Origin of the sequence: Nocardia sp. NPDC004860, assembly GCF_040609015.1 — a bacterium.
Taxonomy (GTDB): Bacteria; Actinomycetota; Actinomycetes; order Mycobacteriales; family Mycobacteriaceae; genus Nocardia.
The window spans coordinates 29,944-44,821 of sequence record NZ_JBEXJI010000037.1 but is presented as its reverse complement, the minus strand read 5'-3'; the positions used below and the strand labels follow the sequence as shown (position 1 = coordinate 44,821).

Genomic DNA, 14,878 nt, shown 5'->3' with positions numbered 1-14,878 from the left:
AGCAACCTCAGAAGTCGTCATGGTCGGGGACGCCTGCGCGGAGCAGGGGGACGCCGAGGCGATACCAGAGGCGGGCCACTTGCAGCCTGTCGTCGAAAGCGCCGAGGATTCGGTATCGGTTACGCACCAACCCCAGCAGTTCGTGTTTCACGAGGTAGTCTGGGCGTTTGTCGCCGGTGGCCCGCATGTGCAGCTCGGCGAATGGAATCTGATTTCGCTCCAACCACTTTGCGGTGGCCTCTCGGCACGAGTCCGGGCGTCCGGTGAGGTTCAGGATCGCGGCATCGGCAGCCAGCTTCCGCACGACAGTGACTACGTGCTCGTTCGGGACGTCCTCGTCGACCCGGTCGTAGTCGTGCGGCCCGCGACCCGTCATCAAAGCGACGGTCCCGTCCAGGTCGACGATCCACGCGGGCGGCAAGCTCTCGTCCGGCACATACGGATCCGGAAAGAAGAACAGGTCTGGCGATGGAGTGATCTCCGGCCACTTGCTGCGCGGGAACTTGCGCCCGAGCACGCGAATGGCCTCCTCCCCCACTGATCGCCCGCCCGCGGCTGCGCGCTCGCGGTCGCGCGCGATGCATTCCTCGACCGTGGCCTCAAGGTTGATGACCTCGAAGTCGGCGCCATTCAATGCTGCGAAGTTCGCCCAGCCGCGCGCCCAGTAGGCGCGCAGGTTCATGGCATCCACGAAGACGTCGTAGCCTGCCGCGAGCAATGCTTTCGCCTGTGCGCGTTCGGCTTTGGTGATCAATTCTTCGTCAGCGTGCGCCATTCGCCCCTGCACCCCGAAGAGGGTTGCGCGGGCATCGTCGCGGGATACGCGCGCGAGGCGCGGGTTCTCCGCGCGCATGCGCGCGTACAGGGTGCTCTTCCCAGAGCCCGGGTATCCCCGCGGCACATAGACCTTCGGGCGGCGCGCCTCCGGAATGACGTCGACAAGCTGGGTGACGCTCACGCCGCTTCCTCCTGGCCGTTGTGCATCCGGGTGTCGCCCTCGGGCTTGAGCTGCTTCCAGATCTCTTGATCGATCTGGTGCCACGGGAACAGCAGGTTCTTCATCGAGTCAGGCAGATCCGCGATGGCCAGTGCGAATTCCTTGCGGGCATCCGATCGCGGGAGTCCGACAGAGCGGGAGATCTTCTCGTACGCCTTGTCGGCCTCGATGCAGGTGCTGTCGTAGCGCGCCTGAAGGTCATCCCACACGTCGGCTACCCATCGGTGGAATTCGTCCGGAAGATCCGCGATCAGCTCCTCGAACGGACGCCCTGCCGCTGCGTGTTCCCACACGACTTTCTTCGAGAGGCCCGTGACGATGCGGTGCAGTCGGATGTACTCGTCGAGCTTGATCTTGACCATTTGACCGGTCTCGACGTACCGGATCACGAACCCTTCGGCGTTGTCACGCGGCGGGGCGGCAAGGGCTTCGCGCAGCGTTGTGTAGGCGAAGGCGTCAACGATTCGACCCGGCCACGTTCTGATGGTTCGCCCCGGCCAGTCGTGGAATATGGTGCCGCTGTTGAACTGGCCTGTGTCGTTGTCGACCTGGCCGAGCAGCACCAGGTCCGACCAACCGTACGACACAACGATCCGGTTTTCGGGGTACACGATCTCAACAAGAACGGTCGTGCCCGGAGCGACACGGAACGTGTCGGCGTATTCCCGGCGGAAGAACGCTGTGGCCCACTCGGCTTGCGCGGATTCGAACGAACCCCGAGTAGCCACAATCGGCTGGCCGTCGTACTCGAACAGGATACCGAGAGAGCCGTCCATCTTGTCGGTGACTTCTACGGGCGCATCGAGATCCAGGTCGGGCAGGTGCTCGCTGCGGTGCTCGGTGTCGTTGAAGAACTTCCGGAATGGCCGTGCGACAACGGTTCCTGCGTCGTCGACGACCAGGCCGCGGCATTGGAGTGTGGCGTCGTTCCACACTCGTTCGTACTGTGCGGAGTCGCTGTAGTTGAGGATCCGCAGCGGAAGTGTGGGGTGGCGACGCTCTTTGATGTACCCGCGGTCGATCATGTCCGCGAGAAGATCCAGCCCCATCAGTTGCTGAATATTGACCATTCCACGACAGTACAGTGCAATACATTGCACTGTCTAGCGCGCACTGCATTCTTATAGCTGGAAGACCGTAATGTTGTCCGTTACCGGTGCCGAGTCGTCCGCGAGGATCGTGACCATCGTCCGATAGCCGTGCTGGATGTCGTCGAGTGGTGTCGCGAGCCTGCAGTGGTAGTGGCCGGCGAACAGGTGCTTCGGCTGTACCTGGTCGACGATGATCCGCAGCAGTTGCCGATGTTGTTCAGCGAGCTCGATTTCCCGCTGGGGGAAGCCAAGAGGGTTCGCCTCGATGCAGGGGATACGCACGCCAGCTGGGACGTCATGGCACACCATCACGTCGACCGGTCCGCCGCTGGTGGCGTTGCGGGCGTCGTCGTAGCTGATTGTCTCGCCATGCCACCATTCACGGCCGGGGACGCGCCATGGTCGGTCGACGGAATGTGCGCCGCCGAGCGCGAGGAAGCGGACGCCATTCCAGGTCCATCGGTAGCCGCGCGGCAGGTAGAAGATGTTCGGCCGCAACGGGATCGCGGTTCGGCCGTGTTCTGCGACAAGCTCGCTCAGCCGCTCATGGTGATCGTGATTTCCATCGACCCAGCCAAGGACGAGCCCGGTGTCTTCGAGTGCGCATTGGACGGCTGCGAAGAAGTTGGGACGCATGTCGAACGCGAAATCCCCGACATGCAGGATCGCCTGAGCGCCCTGCTCGGCCGCCCAGCGGATCGCGCGTTTCGCGTGGTGCTGGTTGGCGTGCCAGTCCCCCGCTATTGCGATCTTCGTCGGGTTGAGCTGCGCCCAGTCAGTCACGTTCGTCCTGTTCGTCTTTGTCTCCGCCCAGCAGGAGCAGGACGTCTCGCCCGAACTCGGTGACGTGCGGCAGGCCGGGCTTAGGTTCGTTGTTGGTGACGGGGATGTCGTACTTGGCGACCAAGTCCCAAATACCGTCCCAGAACGCTTCGGTCGGCTTCCCGCTCATGCCGCCTCCGCGGCGAAGCGACGCGCAAGGTTGTCTGCTATCCGCATCGCTCTCTCCCATGAGCTCACGAACGCGTACTCGCGGTTTCTGTAGCACACTGCCCAGCCTCGGGTAGGTCCGTTGTCGGAGTAGCGCACCGAGCGCACGTAGACACGGTTCACTCGTCGCCCCATACGCTGCGCGGGTTCGCCAACACTGCGAGGGCTTTCGTCATCGAGATTGTCGAGTCGTGGGATTGGGCGGTCGGGGCAGGCGAGTTGGTGAGCGTAATGCTCCATTTGCGACCTGTGGTGATCGCGAGGAACAACAGCCGTTCCATGGTGGGTTCGTTGTGGTAGCGGCGCAGGTAGTCGGGGGTGTCTACGACTTGGCCGTGCCGCAACAGAATGTAGTGGCCACCGGAAATCCATTCCCAGCGGCCCGCTTTCAGCCCGTCGTCGATGGCTGAGGCCAACTGGGCTTGCTTCGGGGTGAGTTTGACGTCTTCACGAACCGTGATCACGCGGGCTCCTCGCCAGATTTGAATTGCGGGACAGCACGAATCGGTTCTCGCGGATCACCAGATCGTCGGCTTCCCATTCGGCGTCATATCGAACCTGCTACCTGCTTGCATGGTGTAGCGGCCAGAAGGTTCGGTCTCGACTGTCATGAGCGGCTTGCCAGCTGACCACATGCTCACGGCGTAAATCTTGACCGTTGGGGTCTGGTGGACCTCCATGTATCGCCGCCGGAGTTGCCACCATCGGCGCGCAATGGGGACACGGCGGGGTGGCACGGAATCGAGGATCGGAAAATGCCACACAACCGTCCCGCCTTCCGAGAATCGGTATGTCCGAGGCAGTCCAGTGCCGAAGAGCAGATTTTGGTCGAGACCTGGGCCGGGTTCGCCGTGGTGGAGTTTGAATACGACCTCATCGCCGACCTTCTTGTCCAGGTAGCACTGGAGGTCTTGTCGGATTCGTCCGGAGAACGTCATGCGCCCCTCGCTCCGGATTGCCGCCGCTTCATGAGCCCGTAGATGTTCGCCCCGCCGTAGGTGAAGGCCGACAGAAGGAACCACCATTGTCGTGTGGCGATGGCGTGGGCGATCCAGAGCGCTTGTACAGCAAGCCCGATGCACGGGCCAACCAGCGATTGCGAGCGGTAGACAAGGATGAGCCCTGTCACGCCGATCGTTGTCAGCGCGAAGGACCACCAGAGTGAGATCACGCTGCTACCTCGCTGGCCATCAGCCACGGCCAAGTGCCATCGCGCCCGGCTTCGAGCAGCGAAATCAGCTTGAAGCTCGCGTCGCTGAGGCCACCGATGGTGTGGCGGTACGGTCCGCTCGCCGCATGGCCTGCCTTGTAGCCCGCGAGATTCCACGTGTACAGCGGCGTCTTCTCCGGCAGTGCACGGCCCACGTTGCCAGTCGCGTGCGCCTGCTCATCGGTCAAGATGATGACGCGGTCGTGGCCGTTGAAGTGTGCGCGCAGGGCACCAGCGGTATCGGTGCCGCCGCCGAGGAAGTAGCCGCCGGCCTTCCACCGCTCGACAGCCTTCAGCAGCGACTCGCCGTCCTTCGTGGGGAAGGTCTTCGACAACGGAATGTCGTAGTGGCCGAGCCCTCGCGGGCCGCGCGCGTACCCGTGGAACTCGGCCGAGTACGAGACGACGTCGGCGTTTGCGGCGCGGCGGGCGATGGCAAGGCCGAAGACGGTGGCGGCGTCCCACCGGTGAAGGGTGCCGTCCTTGGAGAACGGGTCATCCATCGAGCTGCTGGTGTCGGTCAGAATCAGTGTCCGGCCGTGCAGGGCAGGGATGTTCGACAGCGACGCATCGAGCGCCTGCTCCAGCGCCCACGCCCAACGCAGCGACGGGGCAGCGTTGTACGCGGACAGGAACCGCATCGGCAGCTGGCGCGAGCGGGCGACCTCTTCGGGATCGGCCAGGCGGGCAGCGACCTTCGTGGCAACGTCGTTGGAGACACCAGCCTGGTCGAAGTTCCGGAGGTTCCGAAGCAACGCCATGTAGCCCATCGACGGGATGATCGCTTCCCACCGCTTCGCGGTCCACGCGCCACCGAGCAGCGACGGCACCGCCTCCCAGGTCATGCCCGCCGCTGCGAGAGCGTCAGCCGCGCTGCCGTGGAGGTCGTGGGCGCCGAACAGGAACTCCTCAGCACGCTTCTGGCCCATCGCGCGCAGGGCAGCGTTGTCGCGCACCATCAGCAGCGATGCGGGGATCTCTTTGTCCCGGTTGTGGCGGCGGTCGAGGGCGTGTTCGTACAGGTCGCCCTGCTGCTTGTCGTTCGAGAACGGGTGGACGAGGTCGATGACATCGGCGAATCGCCAACCGTGGCTGGAAGTGTCGTACTTCAGCATCGAGTACTCGGTGTACAGACGCTGCACCGCATCGGCCACACCGCGAATCACAGGCTTGGGCAGCCGCCGACCGTAGTTCGACGTCCAGTAGGCGAGCATCTCGCCCGGCTCGTCGGCACGCTGAAGCACGGAACGGATGACTTCCCGGTTGCCGCCGTCGATTCCGGCATCAAGACGGGCCTTCACGTACTCGGCCGCGCCGACCAGCGATGCCGAGCGCAGGTTCGCTTCAGGACCTCGCAGCCACCACAGCAGTCCGCGAGTCCATTCTCCATCTTTGACAGCCATCTTGCGGATCAGGCTGCGGTAGCGGTCATCCCGCGTGAGCGCGTCCTCGTAGGCGGTCGCCTCGCCCACCATGTTCGACACCGCGAGCAAAAAGAGCTCCGAGCGGCTGTCGCGGCGGGCACCATCGCCGCCTTCGTGCGTGGTGATCGGCTTCTTGCCGGCCTTCGTCTTGATCGGGCCGACCGCGGTATTCGCCGACTGTGTCGCGGTGGAGTTGAATTTGGACACGACGAAATGCCTCCCAACTGATTCCTGGCTTATGTTGGGAGGCAGCAGATTAGGGTGCTGACATCAAGTTGAGGTAGGTATTTGCGGGCTCGAACCGCGGCTCCCAGTTGTGGCTGAGAGTTTCATCCAAAGAAGTAACCCACATCTTCGGACCAGCACCCGTTCTGAAGTTCTCCCGGATCGTCCCGGATTGCCTTGGGAGGCATCACAGGAGGCGCTGACATCAAGGGCGAAGTAGGTGACGTTGTACGTGTGCTGCCGGTACACCACGCCCCCCGATGGGGGCGGCGGGAGTTGAACCCGCTCCACGCGCTCCAGATGCGAAGTAACCCACTTCTATCGGACCAGCGCCCTGTGAAGTTGTATCCCGAGGTCAGGTCGCGGACGGCTGGTTTCATTGGAAGTGAAGTATCCGTCCGCTTCGCACCGGGATTCGATGCTCAATGCACTCTACACTACTCGATGCAATCCATGCAACTCGCGCCTGTTCACTCCAACACACCTTCAGGCAGACCGGCGCCAATCAGCCGGGCCAACGCAGCGAAATGCTCTGGCGCCCACGTCGTCTCGCACGCGATACACCGCGCCGACGACCGGTCAGCCTGCAACACATACCGCCGCACCTGCTCCCCCGACCCGTCGTCAGCATGGATCATCGTCTCGCCGCAAGCTGGGCAGGCCGCCCGAAGCTCCCACATGTGCGTCGCCTCGGTCGGTAGCAGCACTCGGGCGCGCGCGACCCACGCGAGGACTTCACGCTCCATCCGCCGCAACTCCCCCACGTCCTGAGGGCGCCACTGGTAGTCGACCAGCGCGTACAACCGACGCACCGTCACCGGGACAGTCGCTGTCCCTGCAGGGATTTCAGGCCACCACACCGCTACTCGCTGATCGATGCGGATGACGAGGGACATCGCATCAGTCCAGCCTGGCGCGGTCGATGCCGGCGCACTGCGGACGAGGGTGTCTTCGATCCGTTCACCGTGGCGAGCCTCAAGAAGTTCCCTGTAGAGGCTGCCCCGGACGATGTGCTCGGGCCCACCGTCGCGGTCGATGGTGTCAGGGCGGAGGCTGATGAGCGCGTGGACAGCGTCGGAGAACGCAGTTTGGGCGCCGGCGAGTAGTTCGGTGGTCGCTTCGGTCATTCGTGGAGGTGCACCTCTCGCGCCTTCAGGACTCGCATCACATGCCGTGCGTCTTCGAGCGCGTTGTGCTGCCCCTCAATCTGCTCGGGCGGCACGAAGTCGGGCGAGAGTTCGAGCGCCTGCTGCAGGTCATGGGTCCACATCGGGATGCCGGCCGGGAGGTGGATCATGGATCCCCAGAGCTGGCAGAGGGCGACGTGGTCGTAGGCGGCATAGTCTGCCCACAGTTCGGGTTGGTCTGCGCTGTGCAGGAATTCGCGCACCTCGTTCGCGATCACCCATTTGGGCTTCACGAGGGTTGACGTCTTGTCGATGGCGAATGACCACCGGAAGCCCGTGAGTGTCGATGGTTTACGAAGATCGTCGCCAACCAGCGGCAGGGTAGACACGACGTTGCTACACAGCCAGCCATCGTTCTTGATGGTGTTCCAGGGCGCTTCAGAGTTGACCGCGTAATACTCGCGCCCATCCGCACAGACGATGCCGATGGAGATCAGCTCGATGGTCTTGCCGTTCTCTACGAATTCGGTGTCGTACGCGTACTTCGTGCGGTCACTCACCGGGCTTGTCTCCATGGTCGTGGTCTTCGCGGATGCAATGGAACTCGCTGTCCCACAGGCATTCCTCGGGCCGCAGGGGCGTCGGGTATGGGTAGGCGGCCAACCGTCCGGTGGGCGACCCCATCGCCTTGCGAAGCGCGTTGTCTGCGTATGTGCAACCGCCCCAGTCGATGAGCGGGATCGAATCGACTCCAGGACCACCAGGGCCGAAGATTGGCCCGCCGATGGCACGCTCGCTGTCGGGGTTGCTCTGGTTTTCGTCCGTCACAGCCCACGACCGCCGAATGCCATGCTGGTCGCAGCCCGCATTGCCTTGATTCGCGCTGCCAACCCGTCGTCGACTGCCGCGTTGACCTCGTAGGTCGGCTTGATCGCGATTCCCCCGTTGCGCGCCTTGTCAGCACGCCGCAGATAGCGAACCATGAGCACACTGCACGCGAGGATTGCGACGACCAGAACCAGGGTCACGATGTCGACGAGGCTCACTCTGGGCTCCCTGTGTTGTCGCCGAATCCGAGGTCGGCGGGCGTGATCGGCCGGTTGAAGTGCTGCAGCGCATGAACGTTCATGAGCGCGCGAATGTCGGAATCGACGAGCGGCGGCCCTGACCACATTTCGCATCCGTGGGATACGCACCGGATGTGCTGCATCTGGGATCGGTTAGGCATCGTTGATTCCTTCGGCGCCGGCGGTGAGCCAGCGGAGGAGCGGGGGCGTACCCAGAAACCAGGCCACCACCACCGCGAGGGCACAGCTAATTGCAATCCGCTTCATCAGGTTCGTCCTCCGGGTCGTAGTCATCGGAGAAGACCGCCGTGGTGCGTTTCAGGTTGCAGAACAGGTTGGGACGCTGTTCATCGAAGCCGTTGCTATCACCGCTGAACTGCATTTGCTGACTCCTTGCCGATGTTGATCAGAGGCTATCGGCGGAGTCAAACCACGCTGAGCCACAAGACGTTTGCCTAGTAGGTCCGGGAGTTGCTGGGTTGACTCAATGACCCAGATATGCTGACCAAGCAGTTGCTACGTTCGCATTGTCCATTTTGGATTGAGCCGCATCCGCAGTTCCCTCGTCCCCAGCCCGTACCCTTTGCTCATGGAAGGTCCTTCGTGGGCCGCTCTGCTGGGCGTGCCGGGCACTATGGTCGCGGCGACATCGCTCGTCACCTTGCCGTTCTGGACTGCTCGACGTCGACACATCCGAGAGGCTGAGCAACTGGCGAAGATAGTCAGTGCGACGGGCCCCGACTGTCCGCGGCATCTGCGAACAAGGCTGCTGCAAGAGGCGTATTGGATCGCGTCGTACAGTGCTGTTCGCTTCAATCGGCGCGCAAAAGGCATCCTTGTTGGCGCGTTGGCCCTTGGCTGGTTGGTCATGTTGCCGATCTATGTCGCCGCGCTCGCAACAGAGGGATTCGGCCTTGGATGGCCTGTGCTGCCCCTAACGTTCGCTGTCTTTCTGACCACTGTCGGGATGAGCAACGCGGTTCTCACTCTCCAAAGTTGGCTGGCGGCCAGGAGGCGCCTCTACGCGAAACTGGGAGGACGGTCTGACATCCCCAAGGTGCCCCTACCCTACGACTGGCGAATGCACTACACGAGCTCTCTGGTTGACGGATGGGTTCGATCAATTTTTGGCACTTCCGACCCGATACCGAAGAACATCAGTCCGAACGATATGGAAGCGCTCGGAAAAGCCATCTCCGACTGGGAACAGTCCCTGTCAATCCTTAGAAGGCCCAAGGGCAGACCACAGAGGCGAGGCGTGCGGTGATAGACCACCAGCCCCTGCGCCTCCACAATCTGCCCCGAGCACCCGGCTGACTCACTCACCCCAGTCAGACTGAAAGCCCGTCAGGCCCACCATGTTTGGACGCGCGTTGGATCAAGGTGATCAGCTCGTCCCATCCGGCTGGCTGCGGGAAGAACTCCGAATCGACGGCGTGCAGGATCACATCACTGCTCATCGACACGATCAACGCCCGCTGCTTGGTCTGCTCCGCGAGGCACAGGTCTTCCACCAGCTTGAGGCGCCGCTCGAGATCGAGGGCGTTCGCTTGCCAACTGCGCCTCGACTCCCACAGCCGGTGCAACAGCGCGGCCTGCTTGACTCGCTTGTCCCGGTTGGTGTCGCGACGCCGCCTGATCACCCCGAGCTCGGATTCGCTACCGAGCGCGCGGGACTGCCAGAAACGGCGAGACTTCCACAGCCGCACTACTGTCCGGTTCGCGCGGCTGCGCGCGTGCCGTTCGCCGAACATGACCGCGTTGTACAGGCGCGCCTGGTACGGGCTGATCTCATCCATTGGATCCCCCCAAGAGGTTGTTGGTCTCCCACCACTGCCGGTAGGTGTCGGTGAGCCAGCGGTCGATCGCTGGAAGGTCGGGTTTGGCCGGCAAGTCTGCGGTAACAGACAGTGCTCGCAGCTGGGCCGACAGCCCGTCGACGACTCCGAGTGCGTCTTCCTTGGTGTACTTGCCGTTGCGGAGGTCGATCAGCCAGTTGCGTTCAGGCTCTGGCATCGGGAGCGTGATCCGGCCCGTGGTGAGCAGTTCGACGCCTTGCAGTCCGAGGCGGATCATGTGGTACCCGTACTTTGTGTCCCAGGAGTACTTTTCGATGAGCTCGGGCCGGTTGGTGCGCTGGCTGCGCAACCCCAACATCCGCTCCTTCTGGGCGTTCAGGTAGCCGAGGAATCGGTGTGCCGCTTCACGCGACAGGAATCGTTCGGGGTGGGCTTGGATGTCGTGGCCGACGTCATTGATCGACACGATTTCCTGCGGCGGAATGAACATGAGCAGCAGGACTGTCGGGTTCCCCTGCGCGGCGAGGCGAGCCCACTTCCGCAGCGAATAGATGACGAGGTCCAGGTCACCAGCGCCGGAGCGGACGCCCTCGGGTTGAGTCCGGTAGATGTACTGCTCGAACGAGGCGTTACCGATCACGTATTCCGGCGGCTCGAGACACACGCCCATCTCATCGCGGTCATCATCTCCAGTCGTGACCCCGTGGAGTCCGGAACCGACCTGCCCACGGAGGACAGTGTTGACGGTGGCGATGCGCTCGAATTCGCTTGTGCTGTGCGGGTTCGTGCTCAAACCTGCTTCTCCTTGATTCGATTGGGGTGCTTGCGTTTTCCGGTCCGCGGCTTGAGAGGTCCCGAGATGCGCGCGAGGTCTGATTCCGCGTTGAAGACTGGAAAGCTCGGGCTGGACGGCACTGACAGGACTTGTCCGGTGGCTGGCCATCGGAGGCGATGGTGGTTGCGCCCGGATCGGCCGACGTATTCCCATCCGACGGATTGCGCGCGCCGGAGGAGATCGCGCACTTCTTTGCGGCTGGTCATGCCGCGGTTCGCTGTTGTTCGCCGGGGCATGCGTCGGCGGGGTGCGACTGGCGGATGGTCTTGGATCGGCTGTACGGGTGCTGGGTGCAGTCCGGGTTGACATTCATGTCGTCGACGAGCCCGCATGGCGCTTTCGGGCAGGGGCAGTCGTCTTCGAGTTGGGTGCCGGTCCAGGATCGGCCGATATGCCAACTACGAATAGTCAGCCGACTCATGCTGCGTCCTTCGCTGGCGTCCAGGGGCTTTCGGAATCTGCGCGGGTTTCGCTGGTGACGTCGTAGCCGGCGTTGATCAGGGCGTCGCGTTTGTAGCGCCAGTCGATCGAGTCGGAGCCGATCACGAATTCCTCGCCGGTGGCAGGGTCGCTGTAGGTGAGTCGGTACTCGCGCTCGTGCGAGGTCGCCGGTTGGGTGGCGCGCTCGCTTTGGTTATCGGGCATGGGTGAGTCCTTCTGGGAGCCAAAGCTTGTCGAGCGCAGCCAGGTGAGCAGCTGGCAGAGGATCATCGATCGGTGCTCCAGTGAGTCGTAGGCCGATGGCCATGAGGATCACGGCGTCGGCTTCGTCGTTGGTGTTGATGTCGATGTGCGGGTAGCGGCGCACTGCGGCAGCGAGCACTGCGTCTTTGCCGGAGGTGCCTTTGCCGGTCGCGTACTTGGCGCGAACAGTCGGCTCGACGGGCAGCACGGTGCGGGTCGTACCGGCGAGGAGGTCATACAAGATCCACCACAGGCCCGAGCGGTCATGCTGGGAGCCGGTGACAGATCCGTAGGAGGGCGCTTCGATGACTACGAGCGCGCAATCCGGGATGACGGGCAGGATGCGGTAGGCGATGGCGCTGAGCCGCTTGTATCGCGTCGCCCAGGAATCGCCCTTCTTGCCAGTGGATTCGATGACGCCGCACCACGGCTTGAGTCCGGGCGTGGAGACAGCGATGCCAGTGGAGGTGAGCGACAGATCGAGTCCGATCACGGTGTCGTAGCTGGTCACAGTTGCTGCCATTTCACGAAGTCGTTGAAGGTGTTGAACTCTCGCCGGCACTTGGGGCACGTGACGGTGTTGCCCGCGGCTTTCCGTTCGAACTCGGCCTGGACCATTTGCAGGCATGGAGCGCAGGTGAAGTTGTCTGAGCAGTCGTGCCAGTTCGCCCAGTAGTCGGCTTTCGGTGCCGGTCCGTGCGGGCCGAACAGGTGGATCATGCTGCCGCACACCGGGTCTGGCAGCTCGGGGAGATCGGCGGCGGTCACAGTGGCACCACCGTGAAGAGATCTTCGACCGATGTAAACCCGGTCTGGCAGATGCCGCATTCAAGGACGCGCTGGCCGTCCGAGTCCAGGTGCTGCTCGCACCTCGCGCGCAGCCGCTCGACGCACGGATCGCAGTAGCAGGCTTCAAAGCATCCGTGCTGGTTATACCACCAGCTAGCGGTCGGCCGCGCTTCGCCGTGCTTGTCGTTCGAACACAGGATCTCAGGGTCTAGATGTTCGATGCTCTCGACATCGGGCGCGATGAGCGTGGCCATCAGGCGGCTCTCCTTTCATGCGTCGGCTGCTTCGAGGTGTGCCAGTGCTTCCCGCACGGGCACTCGTACGCGCGCACGGGGCGCCGACCGGTTCCGGGTTTGGCGACGAAGTGCCAGATGGCGTTTTCGGCGTGGATCCGGTTGGGGTATTGGGTTTTGTGCGGGGTCGGGCATTCGGGCCGGCCGCTGTTGATGACGTGGAGGTAGAGGGTGGCGGCGGCTTTCCCGCGGTCGCTGTGGGACTCGTGGTGCCCGCACAGGCAGTACGCGATGTAGCTGCCGCCAACAGCCCGGACTTCGCTCAGGCGATGGGCGTCAGTCATCGGCAGGCACCTCCCACGTTGCGACCGCGAGTCGGTACTCATGGCGGGTCCGCCGACGGCATTGGGCCAGCTCCTGCTGCGCCTTCCGCTTCGACGTGAACACCAACGTGTAGGCGGCCTCCCACTCGTTCTTCGTTTCGAGACCCCGAACCAGCACGATGTACCCGTGCATGGTTTTCGTCGTAGTGCTCATCGGTCGCTCACCCGCCGATACGGCTCCACCTTCGGCTGAATGCCTTTCGCCAGGCACATGGGGCACTCATCGCCGAACTTCTCGGCGATGAACCAGCCGCGGTCCATAAACCAGTCAAGCGGTGGTTCTTTCGGGAATGCTTCGCTCGTTGTGGGGCAGCCGATTTCGTCGCATCGCATCACCCACTCGGGGATGTCCTCGTCGATCCATTCGCGGGTCATCGGTCCACCTCAGGCTCTACGAGCACCTCGACGGGCAGCTTTGGCGTGCAATAGGTCTCGCGCCACACGGCTCCGGCACGGCACCATCCGTCGGTCTGGAACGGCTTCTCCCAGATCTGCGGGTAGAACTCGATCTCGTCCTCGGCGGGGATCTCGCGGATGACGCACGGGAAGCCGAGGGCGTCCAGTTGCTCGGGCGTCTCTATGCGGCGAGCCGCCGGGCGGTAGCCCTTGGTGAGCAGGTGGCCGGCCAGACGTTCCGAGTCGCGCTGGGTGCAGCCCGAGACTGCGTAGTCGATGTAGTCGTCGTAGCGCCAGATGTCGGCCGCGAGCTGGTCGCGAATCGTGTTGTCAGCCACGGTCGTTCACCTCGGTTGCATCCAGGGCGCGCTGTACGTCAGCCACGGCGAGCTTCCAGCCGCACGTCACCGGGTCGCCGGCCGGGTGAACATCGCAGCGTGGATGCGCGGCGAGAGCCGTGCGGACAGCCTCGACGATGGCCTCCAACTCGGTGATGCGGGCGTGGGCCGAGACCACCACTGCATGCGCTTGTGCGACACGTTCGGAAGCAACGCCGATTTCAGTGCTGGCCTTGGCGATGGCAGTGCGGGCGTGCTCCAGCTCGTCGAGCAACGGGCCGAACCTGTTGGCCATGAACACGAACAGCTCGGCATCCGGAATCCGTACGCCCCGGGCAACAACCTCCCGGTAACCGTCCTTGCCGGGAAGGAGCCGGTGCAGTGAATGCAGATCAGTGAAAATGCCTTCACGGCTCGCGATTTGGAAAGGGCCGGGTGCTGCCGCAGCAAGCCGTTGCCGCCCTTCGGTGATGAGGTCTCGGTCAGGCATCGGTGCGCACCTCCATTCCACGTGCGCCGTTGCAGGGATTGGCCGGGTGGTTCCCGCATGCGGTGCCGACGGGCTCGGCGTGGAAGCCGTATGGGTCGACCGGGCAGGTATGAAGCCGAACATGGTCTCCGTCGCTGTGGACCCAGTCGCGGGTGGTCGTCTTGTCGCTTCGATGGATCGGGCCTTGGCAGTGCTTGCAGACGGCTTGGTCAGCCACGGTCGGCCTCCTCCACAGGTGCGCTCGGAGTCCAGTTCAGCAACGCGTCTTTGAGCTGATCGATCTTGTCGAGCTGGAACCCGGACCAATGCATGTCGCCCGCGACGATGACGGGCAGGGACTGATAGCCGAGGTTCCGAACACGTTCAGCAGCGTTCGCGTCGCTGCTCACATCGCGTTTCACGAACGGGATTCCCCGAGCCACAAGCGCTTTCGAGGTAGCGACACACTGGCCGCAACCCGGCTTGCTGTACAACACGACGTTCGGGGCGTCGGGATGGATCTGGTCAGGCATTGTTCGCCTCCAGCTCGATGAGGTCGGCGATTGCGCGCAGCGCCGGCGGCCGCAGTCCCCAAGCCGCGAACGGCGCGGGCTGGAATCCACCGTCGATGACTCGCCCCGCCTCAGTGGGGCGCATGTCGGCTGGAGCATCGGGATGGTCGAGCAGAACAATGAGGTCGCCGTCGCGGTCGGTGAGAGTCACGATCGATCCGCTGTCGGTGGTGATTGTCCGGTCAGACATTTCAGATCTCTTCCTCGTCGATGCTGGGTTGTGGGTTTGCGCCTGCCACGCCGCGCACA

25 protein-coding genes are annotated in these 14,878 nt (G+C 63.4%); 1 reads left to right on the top strand and 24 read right to left on the bottom strand.

What is annotated here, in order from left to right; all coding sequences use genetic code 11:
* Window positions 1–7: 7 nt before the first annotated feature.
* From ABZV44_RS40125 to ABZV44_RS40075, 11 genes are all read right to left on the bottom strand, one after another.
* Complete coding sequence (locus ABZV44_RS40125) at window positions 8–958, bottom strand: AAA family ATPase (RefSeq protein WP_354848807.1); 951 nt, start codon at window positions 956–958, stop codon at window positions 8–10.
* Window positions 955–2,067, bottom strand: coding sequence for an RNA ligase (locus ABZV44_RS40120; protein ID WP_354848805.1), 1,113 nt, complete (start codon window positions 2,065–2,067; stop codon window positions 955–957). Before ABZV44_RS40120 ends, ABZV44_RS40125 begins: the two co-directional genes overlap by 4 nt.
* Before the next feature lie 51 nt (window positions 2,068–2,118).
* Window positions 2,119–2,871, bottom strand: coding sequence for a metallophosphoesterase (locus ABZV44_RS40115; RefSeq protein ID WP_354848803.1), 753 nt, complete (start codon window positions 2,869–2,871; stop codon window positions 2,119–2,121).
* Entirely contained in the window at window positions 2,864–3,040 is a 177-nt protein-coding gene (locus ABZV44_RS40110) for a hypothetical protein (RefSeq protein ID WP_354848801.1), read from the bottom strand. Before ABZV44_RS40110 ends, ABZV44_RS40115 begins: the two co-directional genes overlap by 8 nt.
* A 157-nt stretch (window positions 3,041–3,197) precedes the next feature.
* The gene (locus tag ABZV44_RS40105) at window positions 3,198–3,542 is read right to left on the bottom strand and encodes a hypothetical protein (RefSeq protein ID WP_354848798.1); all 345 of its coding nucleotides are present in this window, start codon (window positions 3,540–3,542) and stop codon (window positions 3,198–3,200) included.
* Window positions 3,543–4,012: 470 nt separating this feature from the next.
* Window positions 4,013–4,249, bottom strand: coding sequence for a hypothetical protein (locus ABZV44_RS40100; RefSeq protein WP_354848795.1), 237 nt, complete (start codon window positions 4,247–4,249; stop codon window positions 4,013–4,015).
* Window positions 4,246–5,919 carry a TROVE domain-containing protein gene (locus ABZV44_RS40095; protein ID WP_354848792.1) on the bottom strand — a complete coding sequence of 558 codons (1,674 nt, stop codon included), beginning with the start codon at window positions 5,917–5,919 and terminating at the stop codon, window positions 4,246–4,248. Before ABZV44_RS40095 ends, ABZV44_RS40100 begins: the two co-directional genes overlap by 4 nt.
* 488 nt (window positions 5,920–6,407) lie before the next feature.
* Entirely contained in the window at window positions 6,408–7,064 is a 657-nt protein-coding gene (locus tag ABZV44_RS40090) for a hypothetical protein (protein WP_354848789.1), read from the bottom strand.
* Window positions 7,061–7,624 carry a 3'-5' exoribonuclease gene (locus tag ABZV44_RS40085; RefSeq protein ID WP_354848786.1) on the bottom strand — a complete coding sequence of 188 codons (564 nt, stop codon included), beginning with the start codon at window positions 7,622–7,624 and terminating at the stop codon, window positions 7,061–7,063. Before ABZV44_RS40085 ends, ABZV44_RS40090 begins: the two co-directional genes overlap by 4 nt.
* A gap of 264 nt (window positions 7,625–7,888) precedes the next feature.
* On the bottom strand, window positions 7,889–8,110 hold the full coding sequence (locus tag ABZV44_RS40080) for a hypothetical protein (RefSeq protein WP_354848783.1): 222 nt from the start codon (window positions 8,108–8,110) through the stop codon (window positions 7,889–7,891).
* A 268-nt stretch (window positions 8,111–8,378) separates the two neighbouring features.
* Window positions 8,379–8,513, bottom strand: coding sequence for a hypothetical protein (locus tag ABZV44_RS40075; protein WP_354848780.1), 135 nt, complete (start codon window positions 8,511–8,513; stop codon window positions 8,379–8,381).
* A 207-nt stretch (window positions 8,514–8,720) separates the two neighbouring features.
* Between ABZV44_RS40075 and ABZV44_RS40070 the strand changes: the two genes are divergently transcribed.
* Window positions 8,721–9,398: a hypothetical protein gene (locus tag ABZV44_RS40070; protein WP_354848777.1), complete on the top strand. Its 678-nt coding sequence runs from the start codon at window positions 8,721–8,723 to the stop codon at window positions 9,396–9,398.
* Between the two features lie 64 nt (window positions 9,399–9,462).
* Here ABZV44_RS40070 and ABZV44_RS40065 read toward each other — a convergent pair whose 3' ends face one another.
* The 13 genes from ABZV44_RS40065 to ABZV44_RS40005 form a co-directional block, all read right to left on the bottom strand.
* The gene (locus ABZV44_RS40065) at window positions 9,463–9,930 is read right to left on the bottom strand and encodes a hypothetical protein (RefSeq protein ID WP_354848774.1); all 468 of its coding nucleotides are present in this window, start codon (window positions 9,928–9,930) and stop codon (window positions 9,463–9,465) included.
* Entirely contained in the window at window positions 9,923–10,873 is a 951-nt protein-coding gene (locus ABZV44_RS40060) for a nucleotidyltransferase domain-containing protein (protein WP_354848771.1), read from the bottom strand. Before ABZV44_RS40060 ends, ABZV44_RS40065 begins: the two co-directional genes overlap by 8 nt.
* 309 nt (window positions 10,874–11,182) lie before the next feature.
* Complete coding sequence (locus tag ABZV44_RS40055) at window positions 11,183–11,410, bottom strand: hypothetical protein (RefSeq protein WP_354848769.1); 228 nt, start codon at window positions 11,408–11,410, stop codon at window positions 11,183–11,185.
* Window positions 11,400–11,960, bottom strand: coding sequence for a hypothetical protein (locus ABZV44_RS40050; protein WP_354848767.1), 561 nt, complete (start codon window positions 11,958–11,960; stop codon window positions 11,400–11,402). Before ABZV44_RS40050 ends, ABZV44_RS40055 begins: the two co-directional genes overlap by 11 nt.
* A complete protein-coding gene (locus ABZV44_RS40045; RefSeq protein ID WP_354848764.1) occupies window positions 11,957–12,217 on the bottom strand; it encodes a hypothetical protein in 261 nt (86 codons plus the stop codon). Before ABZV44_RS40045 ends, ABZV44_RS40050 begins: the two co-directional genes overlap by 4 nt.
* Window positions 12,214–12,492, bottom strand: a complete 279-nt coding sequence (locus ABZV44_RS40040) for a hypothetical protein (RefSeq protein WP_354848762.1) — start codon at window positions 12,490–12,492, stop codon at window positions 12,214–12,216. Before ABZV44_RS40040 ends, ABZV44_RS40045 begins: the two co-directional genes overlap by 4 nt.
* Window positions 12,492–12,815, bottom strand: a complete 324-nt coding sequence (locus ABZV44_RS40035) for a hypothetical protein (RefSeq protein WP_354848759.1) — start codon at window positions 12,813–12,815, stop codon at window positions 12,492–12,494. The genes ABZV44_RS40040 and ABZV44_RS40035 overlap by 1 nt, the downstream gene beginning before the upstream one ends.
* Window positions 12,808–13,008: a hypothetical protein gene (locus tag ABZV44_RS40030; RefSeq protein ID WP_354848756.1), complete on the bottom strand. Its 201-nt coding sequence runs from the start codon at window positions 13,006–13,008 to the stop codon at window positions 12,808–12,810. Before ABZV44_RS40030 ends, ABZV44_RS40035 begins: the two co-directional genes overlap by 8 nt.
* Window positions 13,005–13,229 (bottom strand): hypothetical protein, encoded by a 225-nt coding sequence (locus ABZV44_RS40025; RefSeq protein WP_354848753.1) that lies wholly within the window; start codon window positions 13,227–13,229, stop codon window positions 13,005–13,007. Before ABZV44_RS40025 ends, ABZV44_RS40030 begins: the two co-directional genes overlap by 4 nt.
* Complete coding sequence (locus tag ABZV44_RS40020) at window positions 13,226–13,588, bottom strand: hypothetical protein (RefSeq protein ID WP_354848750.1); 363 nt, start codon at window positions 13,586–13,588, stop codon at window positions 13,226–13,228. Before ABZV44_RS40020 ends, ABZV44_RS40025 begins: the two co-directional genes overlap by 4 nt.
* On the bottom strand, window positions 13,581–14,078 hold the full coding sequence (locus ABZV44_RS40015; RefSeq protein WP_354848748.1) for a hypothetical protein: 498 nt from the start codon (window positions 14,076–14,078) through the stop codon (window positions 13,581–13,583). Before ABZV44_RS40015 ends, ABZV44_RS40020 begins: the two co-directional genes overlap by 8 nt.
* A 209-nt stretch (window positions 14,079–14,287) precedes the next feature.
* Window positions 14,288–14,590 carry a glutaredoxin family protein gene (locus tag ABZV44_RS40010; protein WP_354848746.1) on the bottom strand — a complete coding sequence of 101 codons (303 nt, stop codon included), beginning with the start codon at window positions 14,588–14,590 and terminating at the stop codon, window positions 14,288–14,290.
* On the bottom strand, window positions 14,583–14,819 hold the full coding sequence (locus tag ABZV44_RS40005) for a hypothetical protein (RefSeq protein WP_354848744.1): 237 nt from the start codon (window positions 14,817–14,819) through the stop codon (window positions 14,583–14,585). Before ABZV44_RS40005 ends, ABZV44_RS40010 begins: the two co-directional genes overlap by 8 nt.
* Window positions 14,820–14,878 lie beyond the last annotated feature (59 nt).